The 8,171-nt window shown below is 67.6% G+C and carries 10 protein-coding genes; 1 reads left to right on the top strand and 9 read right to left on the bottom strand.

The genetic code is table 11. From position 1 onward, the window contains the following. Nucleotides 1-248 precede the first annotated feature (248 nt). The 5 genes from LPN03_RS14270 to LPN03_RS14250 are packed head-to-tail and all read right to left on the bottom strand — an operon-like array spanning nucleotide 249 to nucleotide 3,550. Complete coding sequence (locus tag LPN03_RS14270; protein ID WP_410468600.1) at nucleotides 249-1,091, bottom strand: IclR family transcriptional regulator; 843 nt, start codon at nucleotides 1,089-1,091, stop codon at nucleotides 249-251. Between the two features lie 55 nt (nucleotides 1,092-1,146). Further along, complete coding sequence (locus LPN03_RS14265; RefSeq protein ID WP_165180385.1) at nucleotides 1,147-2,004, bottom strand: spermidine synthase; 858 nt, start codon at nucleotides 2,002-2,004, stop codon at nucleotides 1,147-1,149. Next, nucleotides 2,004-2,504, bottom strand: coding sequence for a GNAT family N-acetyltransferase (locus LPN03_RS14260; RefSeq protein ID WP_262454739.1), 501 nt, complete (start codon nucleotides 2,502-2,504; stop codon nucleotides 2,004-2,006). Before LPN03_RS14260 ends, LPN03_RS14265 begins: the two co-directional genes overlap by 1 nt. 35 nt (nucleotides 2,505-2,539) lie before the next feature. Beyond that, complete coding sequence (locus LPN03_RS14255) at nucleotides 2,540-3,208, bottom strand: O-methyltransferase (RefSeq protein WP_262454738.1); 669 nt, start codon at nucleotides 3,206-3,208, stop codon at nucleotides 2,540-2,542. A 9-nt stretch (nucleotides 3,209-3,217) separates the two neighbouring features. Then, entirely contained in the window at nucleotides 3,218-3,550 is a 333-nt protein-coding gene (locus LPN03_RS14250; protein WP_262454737.1) for an MTH1187 family thiamine-binding protein, read from the bottom strand. A gap of 128 nt (nucleotides 3,551-3,678) precedes the next feature. Here LPN03_RS14250 and LPN03_RS14245 point away from each other — a divergent pair, with 128 nt between their 5' ends. Beyond that, the gene (locus LPN03_RS14245) at nucleotides 3,679-4,365 is read left to right on the top strand and encodes a DUF5684 domain-containing protein (protein WP_262454736.1); all 687 of its coding nucleotides are present in this window, start codon (nucleotides 3,679-3,681) and stop codon (nucleotides 4,363-4,365) included. Here LPN03_RS14245 and LPN03_RS14240 read toward each other — a convergent pair. From LPN03_RS14240 to LPN03_RS14225, 4 genes are read right to left on the bottom strand one after another with little or no spacing between them, the layout of a single operon-like run. Beyond that, nucleotides 4,348-4,659: an AzlD domain-containing protein gene (locus LPN03_RS14240; RefSeq protein WP_262454735.1), complete on the bottom strand. Its 312-nt coding sequence runs from the start codon at nucleotides 4,657-4,659 to the stop codon at nucleotides 4,348-4,350. The genes LPN03_RS14245 and LPN03_RS14240 overlap by 18 nt on opposite strands. After that, nucleotides 4,656-5,441 (bottom strand): AzlC family ABC transporter permease, encoded by a 786-nt coding sequence (locus tag LPN03_RS14235; protein ID WP_262454734.1) that lies wholly within the window; start codon nucleotides 5,439-5,441, stop codon nucleotides 4,656-4,658. The genes LPN03_RS14240 and LPN03_RS14235 overlap by 4 nt, the downstream gene beginning before the upstream one ends. Before the next feature lie 20 nt (nucleotides 5,442-5,461). Beyond that, entirely contained in the window at nucleotides 5,462-7,270 is a 1,809-nt protein-coding gene (locus LPN03_RS14230; RefSeq protein WP_262454733.1) for a glycoside hydrolase family 15 protein, read from the bottom strand. Between the two features lie 12 nt (nucleotides 7,271-7,282). Next, nucleotides 7,283-8,155, bottom strand: coding sequence for a glycerophosphodiester phosphodiesterase (locus LPN03_RS14225; protein WP_262454732.1), 873 nt, complete (start codon nucleotides 8,153-8,155; stop codon nucleotides 7,283-7,285). Between the last annotated feature and the right edge of the window lie 16 nt (nucleotides 8,156-8,171).

Genomic DNA, 8,171 nt, shown 5'->3' with positions numbered 1-8,171 from the left:
GCGGTCTTTCCCGCGACGGTCCCTCACGTTTCGCGGTGTTTCCGGCGACGCTCCCTCGCAACTCTCGCGGCGGCTGTTTGCCCGCCGCTCGCCTCGCAAGGAAGTGATGGAGCGTATCGAAAAAGACCGCGAAAGATGAGGGAGCGTCGGGGAGAAACGGCCATAAAGTGAGGGAGGATCGGGTGGGGGATGGAACTTCCTTTCGCCGCCGGTTCGGACTCGCCGCGCGGGCTCGGGCGGCGGGACGGTCAGCTGCCGGGGCGGCCGTAAATCCGCACCGAAAGCTCGCCCGCCACCTTGGTGACCCGCCTGGCCAGCGCGGGCCACTCCGACGCCGGCACCTTGGCCTCCAGGAACGTCACGGCCACGGCCGCCACGGGCCAGCCAAGGTGGTCGGTGACAGCAGCCGCCACGGAGCCGAACCCCTCCGTGACTTCGCCGTTTTCCGTGGAGTATCCGCGTTGCCGGACCTGGTCCAGGTGCGCGGAGAGCGTGGAGTACTTGCCGATGGGGTCCGGAACCTCGGTGCGCGAACTAAACGCCGCAGCATTCGGATACAACGCGCGGACCTGCGACTTGGGCAGCGCTGCCAAAATGGCGCGCCCGCTGGCGGTGAGGTGGCTGGGAAGCCGCACGCCGACGTCGGTCACCAGGGACGGGCGGTGCTTCGCCCGCTCCTCCACAATGTAGAGGACGTCGCGCCCGTGCAGCACGGCCAGGTGGGCGCTTTCGCCAATCCGGTCAACAAGGGCCTCGAGCAGGGGCCGGCCCAGCCGGGACAGCGGTTCCTGGCGTGAATAGGCGCTGCTGAGTTCAAAGGCTGCAATGCCCAGGCCGTAGCGCTGCTCCTCATGCAGGTGCATGACAAAGCCGCTGGCCTCCATCACGCCGAGCAAGTGGTAAACGCTGGAGCGCGGCAGGTCCAGTGTGGTGGCGATGGTGGACGCCGCCAGCGGGCCCCGCTTGGAGGAGAGCAGCTTGAGGATGCGCAGCGTATTGTCCGCCGCCGGGACCTTGGATGGGGTCCTGCTTGTGTCTGTCAATTTAATTTCCCGCCGCCTTTCTGTCCACGCTCCGCAGCGCCCGGTCATAACGCTGGCCCAGGGCCCGCCGCTGACGTCTCCAATCCCAGATTAGCTGGCTTTCTCAGGCACCGGCGTCGTGGAGCACCAGGGCGCTTTGGCCGAATTGGCGCACCTTGGCGTCGCCCCACAGCTGGGCTGGCATGGCACCCCCCAGCAGCGCGCGCGGCAACCCGGGGCCGTCGCCCAGGGGCAAATCGCTGCCGGCGATGATGATGTTTCCCGACCGCCGGCCCTTGAGCATGGGCGGATCGGCAATGATGGCGGTGTGCCCGAACGCCGCGGCGATCGTGGCCGCTTCCCGCCTGGCCGTGGCCAGCGCGGGCGAGTCGCCGCAGTTCACGACATATACGCCGCCGGGAATAAGCACCTTGCGGGCCGCTTCCGTGAACTCGGCCGTGATCAGCGCATGGGGAGTCCTGGCCCCGGCAAACACGTCCCGGATAATGAGCTCCCGGCTGGCAGGGGCCAGGGATTCCGTGACCTCCCGGGCCTCCCCCACCCGGATTTTCAGCAGCGGTGCGCGGGGAAGGTCGAACCAGTCGCGGACATGGGCGGCGAGCTTTCCGTCAATTTCCACCACCACATTGCGGGAATTCGGGTAGGCAGCCACCAGGTAGCGGGGCATGGAGCAGGCAGCCCCGCCAAGGCTCAGCGTCCGGAGGCGCGCGTCCGGCGCCCAGCGGTCCGCCACCAGCGCCATGATCCAGCGCATGTATTCGAATTCCAGGCGCAGGGGATCGGCCAGGTCCACATGGGAGCTCTGCACGCCGTTGAGCATGAGCAGCCAGCCATTCGGGTTGTCGCCGTCGGCAATCAACTCCGCCGTGCCGGTGTCGGTGGGGTACAGCCCGGCCACGGGGCCGGACAGGGCGGCGTCCGGCTCAACCACGGCGTTCCTGGGCGGCCTCTGGCGTCCCATCAGGGCGCCACCGCGGCGCGGACCATGCGCACCTCGGGCAAGTTGTGCCAGTCGTCGCCCAAAACATCGCTGGCCCCGTCAAGGGCAAACCCATTCTTTGCGTAGAACGCCTGGGCGCGCGGATTGTCGGCCAGCACCCACAGGAAAGCGGCCTCGTGTCCTATGGCAGCGTCCAGCAGGAGCTGGCCGGCACCGCTTCCGTAGGCGCGCTGCAGGATGTACAGCATGTACAGTTCCACCGGAACGGGCGCGTCGGCGTGCTGGGCGGGACCGCCGGCCGCAAGCCCAAGCAGCCCGCCGCCGTCGTATGCCAGCATGGGAATATGCCCGGCCTCGATCCCCCGGCGCAAGTTGTCCACGCGGCCAGGCAGCGTCTCGCGTCGCATGGCGAAGAACGACGGCGGCAGGTGGCGGCCGTACGCCTCCTCATGGCACTGCAGGTGCAGGCGCATCACCGCTTCGGCATCGTCAGAGGTGGCGGGGCGCAGCTTGATGGTCACCCGACCAGCGTAGCCGAGCCGGCACAGGCCAAAAACTACTTCACCACCGCAATGGCGAAACCGTCCCAGCCCTTGGAGCCTGCGGTCTGGATGGCAGTGGCCTCGAGGGAATCGCTGGCCCCCATGAAGTCCAGCGCAGCGCGGATGGCGGCGGCGTCCAGATCATCCCCCGGGTCCAGGATGGTGCCCTCCCAAATCACGTTGTCCATGACGATCACGCTGCCGGGGCGGGTCAGCTTCAGCGCCCACTGCAAATAGTTGGTGTCGTTGCCCTTGTCCGCATCGATGAACACGAAGTCATAGGGCTCCCCTCCCGCCAAGGTGGGCAGGGTGTCCAGGGCGGGCCCAATGCGGATGTCCACCATGGCCCCAAACCCGGCGGCGTCAATGTTGCCGCGGGCGACGGCGGCGTGTTCGGGGAGGAACTCGCACGTGGTGATGTGGCCGTCGCCGGGAAGCCCGCGGGCCAGCCAAATGGTGCTGAAGCCGGCCAGCGTGCCGATCTCCAGCACGCGCCGTGCGCCCTGGATCCGGGCCAGCAGCATCAGCAGCTTTCCCGCGGTGGGGGCCACCTCGATCCGGGGCATGCCGGCGCGGTCAATGCTGGAGATGACGGCGTCCATGTCGCCGCCTCCCCGCACGAGCGTGGCGGACAAGTATTCTTCGACCTCAGCCCAACCGGGCTGGCGCTGATGCTCAACCATGGCCCCAGCCTAGCGCCCGAGGGTCCCCAGGGCTCCCTCGAGGCGGTCAATCTTGCCCGTCAGCTCGCCGGTGTGGCCCGGGCGGATGTCTGCCTTCAGGACAAGTGACACACGGGAGCCGTAGCGGCCCGCGGCCTCGGTGGCGCGCTTGACGACATTCATGACCTGGTCCCAGTCGCCCTCGATTTCGGTGAACATGGAGCTGGTGCGGTTGGGCAGCCCCGATTCCCTGACCACCTTGACGGCAGCCGCGACGGCCGTGTGCACGGAGGCGTCGTCGCCCGTTCCCGCAGGCGCACCGGACGGGGTGCCGCTGGGTGCAACTGAAAATGCCACGATCATGGAAATCTCCTCTTAATTGGTGCTTTCCCTCCCATTATTGCCCCGGGAGTCTTTGCTTCTTCCACTATTCACCAGAAGGGGACTCCTCCCCATTGGTTGCCGGGTGCGCCCCACTATAAGGTTCAACTATGCTTGCCACTTCCCTCGCCGCCGTGCTTGGCGCCACAAACCCCGCCCCCTACGGCAGTTCCAGCGTCGATCCGGCCGCAGCCATGGGCCTGATAGCGGCCTTGATGTTCTTTTACCTGTTCATCATTGTGCTGGCATTGGTGGTGGCCGGCATCATGTGGGCCGGGGTGTTCAGCAAGGCCGGGTACGCGAAGTGGAAGGCCTATGTGCCGTTCTACAACCAGTGGATCCTGGTCAAAATTGCGGGTCGGCCGGAATCCCATTTCTGGTTCCTGTTCATCCCGTACTTCAACATTTACATGCAGATTGTCATCCTGAATGACATCGCCAAGGCGTTTGGCAAGGATGCCGCCTTCACCATGGGGCTGGTGTTCATCCCGGTGGTCTTCGCCAGCATTCTTTCCTACGGCGACACCCCGTACAGGGGGCCGCAGTACGTTTCCGCCGCCCAAAAGCAGTACGCCCAGCAGTTCGCGCAGCAATACGGCCAGGCCTACCAGGGGCAGCCGCAGCCGTACCCCCAGCAGCCCTACCCCGGCCAGGCCTATCCCGAGCCGCAGCCGTACGCCCAGCAGCCGTACCCCGGCCAAGCCTACCCGGGCCAGGCCTATCCCGATCAGCAGCCCGGCCAGCAGGACCCCAACGCGCAGGGCCAGAACCCCTACGGCTCAGGGCCAGCCCAGTAGCCTCAGCCCGGCCGCGGCCAGGGCCCCCACCAGCACCACCAACAAAAACGGCGCCTTGAACCAGAGCGCCACGGCGGCCGCGGCCAGGGCCCCGGCCCGGGCATCAAGCACGACGGCGGTCCCCGTGGCTGCCGCGTTCACCACCGTCAGCGACGCCAACAGCCCGATGGTCAGGGTCCCGGCCACGCGCGACATTCGCGGATTCGCCAGGACCTTGGCCGGCACCAGGTAGCCCAGCAGCTTTGTCAGGTAGGCCAGCAGGGCCGCCACCAGCACCCAGATCCACAGGCTCACGCGTCTTCCCCCTGCCCCAGGCGGGCGGGGCGCGGCGGCCGGGTGCCGGCGTCGTGCCTGTACGGCTCAATGTCCGGCTCCAGGCCGTCATCCACGTGGCCGGGGGCATGGTCCGGGGTGCGCCCGTGCCGGAACCAGCCGATGAGCCCGGCCACCAGCGCAGCGACCAAAATGGGCACGCCCGGCGGGACAAACGGCACGGCAAGCAGCGTCACCACGGCACACACCACCGCAATGGCGGCCGGCTGAAACGCCTTGATGCGCGGCCAGAGCAGGCCCAGGAATGCTGCCACGGCGGCGCCGTCAAGGCCCCATTGCTTGGGGTCGCCCAGGGCATTGCCAATCACGGCGCCCACGGCCGTCATGATGTTCCAAAAGATAAAAATGCCCAGGCCCGCGACCCAGAAACCGCGCCGCTGCTCTGCCGGATCGGCCTGGCCCGTGGCGGTGGCCGTGGATTCGTCAATGGTGAGATGGGCGGAGGCAAAGCGCCGCCAGCCGGCGGGCCGGAGGAGGGCGTTGAGCTGCATCCCGTACACGCCGTTGCGGATGCCCAGCAGCGCGGAGGCGCTCATGGCCGCGACGCCGGAGCCGCCGCCGGCAACCACGCCGATGAAGGCAAACTGGGAACCGCCGCTGAAGAGCAGAAAACTCAGGGCCATGGTCTGCCAAAATGACAGCCCCGACGCCACGGAAAGCGCCCCAAAGGACACCCCGTAGAGGCCCGTGGCAACGGCGATCGACGCACCGATCTTGGCTGCCGGCGACTCACGTAACTTCATGCACCCATGGTTTCACGTTCTCAGGCGTCCCCGGCGCCTGCAGTGTTGCCACTGTCTGTCTCGTGCAGGGCGTCCGCCGCCCGCACCAGCGCCAGGTGGGAGAAGGCCTGCGGGAAATTTCCGGCCATGCGCGCGCTGTCGGCGTCGTACTCCTCGCTGAGCAGCCCCAGCTCGTTGGCATAGCCCACCAGCCGGTCCATGAGGGCCACCGCTTCGGCCCGGCGCCCCGTGTGTGCATACTGCTCCACGAGCCAGAAGGAGCAGGCCAGGAACGGATGTTCGCCGGGGGCCAGGCCGTCCACGCCGCTGTCCGTGCGGTACCGCATCAGCAGGCCGTGGTGGTCCACGAGCTCGGCCTCCAGCGCGGCAACCGTGCCCAGCATTTCCGGCGAACCATGGTCCACAAAGCCCACCATCGGAATCACCAGCAGTGAGGCGTCCGTGGTGGTGCCGCCATACGTTTGGGTGAAGGTGTTCAATTCCTTGTTGAAGCCCTGCTCCATGACTTCCGTCCGCAGCTGTTCGCGTAGCATTTCCCAGTGCTCCACGGGCCCCTTCAGCCCGTGGTCGCGGACGGCCCGGACGCCGGCGTCGAACGCGGCCCACATCATGACCCGCGAGTGCGTGAAGTGCTTCAGGTCCCCGCGCATTTCCCAGATCCCGTGGTCCGGTTCCGCCAGGTGCCGCTCCACGAACTTCAACAGGGCCTGCTGCAGCGGCCAGGAGAAGTGGTCCTCCTTGCCGCCGGCCAGGCGCAGTTTTTCCATGGCCACCAGCACCTCGCCCACCACGTCAGCCTGGTACTGGCCCACGGCACCGTTGCCGATCCGCACCGGCACAGATCCTTCATAGCCCGGCAGGTGCTCAAGCACGCCCTCGGCCAGCTGCCGTTCCCCGGAGAGCCCGTACATGATCTGCAGGTCCTCGGGGTCACCGGCCACGGCCCGCAGCAGCCAGTCGCGCCACCGCAGGGCCTCGTTTTCATAGCCGTGGGTCAGCATGGCCTCCAGCGTGAGTGCAGCGTCCCGCAGCCAGCAAAACCTGTAGTCCCAGTTCCGGGCCCCGCCAAAGTCCTCCGGCAGCGAGGTGGTGGCCGCCGCCACGATGCCGCCTGTGTCCTCATGGGTCAGGGCGCGCAGCACCAGCAGGGAACGCTCCACAAACGGTGCATACTTCCCGTCCTCGCTGCACATTTCAGCCCAGCTGCCCCAATACGCCAGAGTGTCCCGCAGCGCCGCGTCCAGGTCGATGTCGGCAGGGAGGGGCCGGTGAGACGGGTACCAGATGAGTTCCTGCTCAACCTTGTCCCCCGCCGCCACCGTGAACCGGCCGCCGTGTTTATGGTCGACGGCGTGGGGCAGCTCAGCGCCGCGCAGCACCAGGGCGTCCGGCCCGGCAACGGCCAGGATGGCCGGGTGGCCAGAGTCCTGGCGGACGCGCCGGACCCACGGCAGCACCGCACCGTAGCCGGGGCGCATGGTGATTTCCTGCCGGAATTCCATGCTGCCGGACAGCCCTTCAATGCGCCGCACCACGGAGGCCCGCCTGTCCTCGGTGGGCATGAACTCGGTGACGCGTGCTGTTCCCGTGGCGGATTCCCACTCCGTTTCCAGCACAAAGCTGCGCCCCACGTAGGACCGGCGCACCACCTTTCCGTCCACTGGCGCCATGAGCCAGCGCCCGTGGTGTTCGGTGCCCAGCAGGGCGGCAAAAACCGACGGCGAGTCGAAGCGGGGGAAGCACAGCCAGTCAAGGCTGCCGTCCCGGCCAATCAACGCGGCGGTGTGCAAATCGGAGAGCAGCGCATAATCTTCAATCCGTGAGGCCATGACCCCATGCAATCACATGCCGGACAGCAGCGCCTTGATTTCTGCCGGACGGTTGGTGGTCACCTCGGCCACGCCCGCCTCCAGGCAGAGCCGCAGTTCCTCCTCAGTGTCCACCGTCCAGACCCGAAAACGCCGCCCTGCAGCCAGCCAGCCCGCAGTCTTTTCGGGGTTTGCGCGCAGGTAGTCGACGCCGGGCCCGGCGAGGTGGGCGACGCCGCGGTCCAGCAGGGATTCACCCTCTGCCACGGCGCGGCGCATGAAGAAGGCCACGGTGTGCCCGGCGATGGGGCCGACGTCGAGCTCCTCGCGCACCTCCCCCACTTCCACTTCCTCCAGCAGCTGGCAGATCAGCTCCGCCGGCACGCGCTCCGCCAGGTACTTCACGGCATCCGGATGGAAACTCATGAAGGAAACCCTGACATTGCCGGACGCCAGTGCCGCCGGCCCCGCGTCCGCGGCCCAGCCGCGGCCGGCCAGCAGGGACAGTGCGGCGTCCACCAGCGCGGCATCAAAAAGCGCACCGTACTTGAACTCAATCGCCAGGCCGACTGGCCGCCCGGCCCCCGCCAGAATGTCCAGCAGTTCCCCCAAAGTCAGCAGCTGCTCCGCGGTGCCGCCGAATTCCTCCGGGATGGCCGTGCCCTTCCATGAGCTGAAATCCAGGCCCCTCAGCTCCGCGAGGGTCTTCTCCGCCACGGGGCCAGTGCCGTCGGAGGTCCTGTCGACGTCGTCGTCGTGGAGCAGCACCAGGTGGCCGTCAGCGGTGAGGTGGAGGTCGCACTCAACCCCGTCGGCGCCGTCGGCCAGGGCCTGCAGATAGGCTGCGCGGGTGTGCTCGGCAAAGTGGCCGGAGGAACCCCGGTGGGCATAAACCTGAACTGTCATGGCACCACGCTACGCT

The organism is Arthrobacter sp. A2-55 (assembly GCF_025548615.1).
Lineage (GTDB): Bacteria > Actinomycetota > Actinomycetes > Actinomycetales > Micrococcaceae > Specibacter > Specibacter silviterrae.
This window is presented reverse-complemented; position numbering and strand designations above follow the sequence as displayed.

Excerpts from the sequence above, each read along its gene's own strand:
- LPN03_RS14270 (WP_410468600.1), bottom strand. The coding sequence starts at position 1,091 with ATGACCGGGCGCTGCGGAGCGTGGACAGAAAGGCGGCGGGAAATTAAA.
- LPN03_RS14265 (WP_165180385.1), bottom strand. The coding sequence starts at position 2,004 with ATGGGACGCCAGAGGCCGCCCAGGAACGCCGTGGTTGAGCCGGACGCC.
- LPN03_RS14255 (WP_262454738.1), bottom strand. The coding sequence starts at position 3,208 with ATGGTTGAGCATCAGCGCCAGCCCGGTTGGGCTGAGGTCGAAGAATAC.
- LPN03_RS14250 (WP_262454737.1), bottom strand. The coding sequence starts at position 3,550 with ATGATCGTGGCATTTTCAGTTGCACCCAGCGGCACCCCGTCCGGTGCG.
- LPN03_RS14245 (WP_262454736.1), top strand. The coding sequence starts at position 3,679 with ATGCTTGCCACTTCCCTCGCCGCCGTGCTTGGCGCCACAAACCCCGCC.
- LPN03_RS14235 (WP_262454734.1), bottom strand. The coding sequence starts at position 5,441 with ATGAAGTTACGTGAGTCGCCGGCAGCCAAGATCGGTGCGTCGATCGCC.
- LPN03_RS14230 (WP_262454733.1), bottom strand. The coding sequence starts at position 7,270 with ATGGCCTCACGGATTGAAGATTATGCGCTGCTCTCCGATTTGCACACC.
- LPN03_RS14225 (WP_262454732.1), bottom strand. The coding sequence starts at position 8,155 with ATGACAGTTCAGGTTTATGCCCACCGGGGTTCCTCCGGCCACTTTGCC.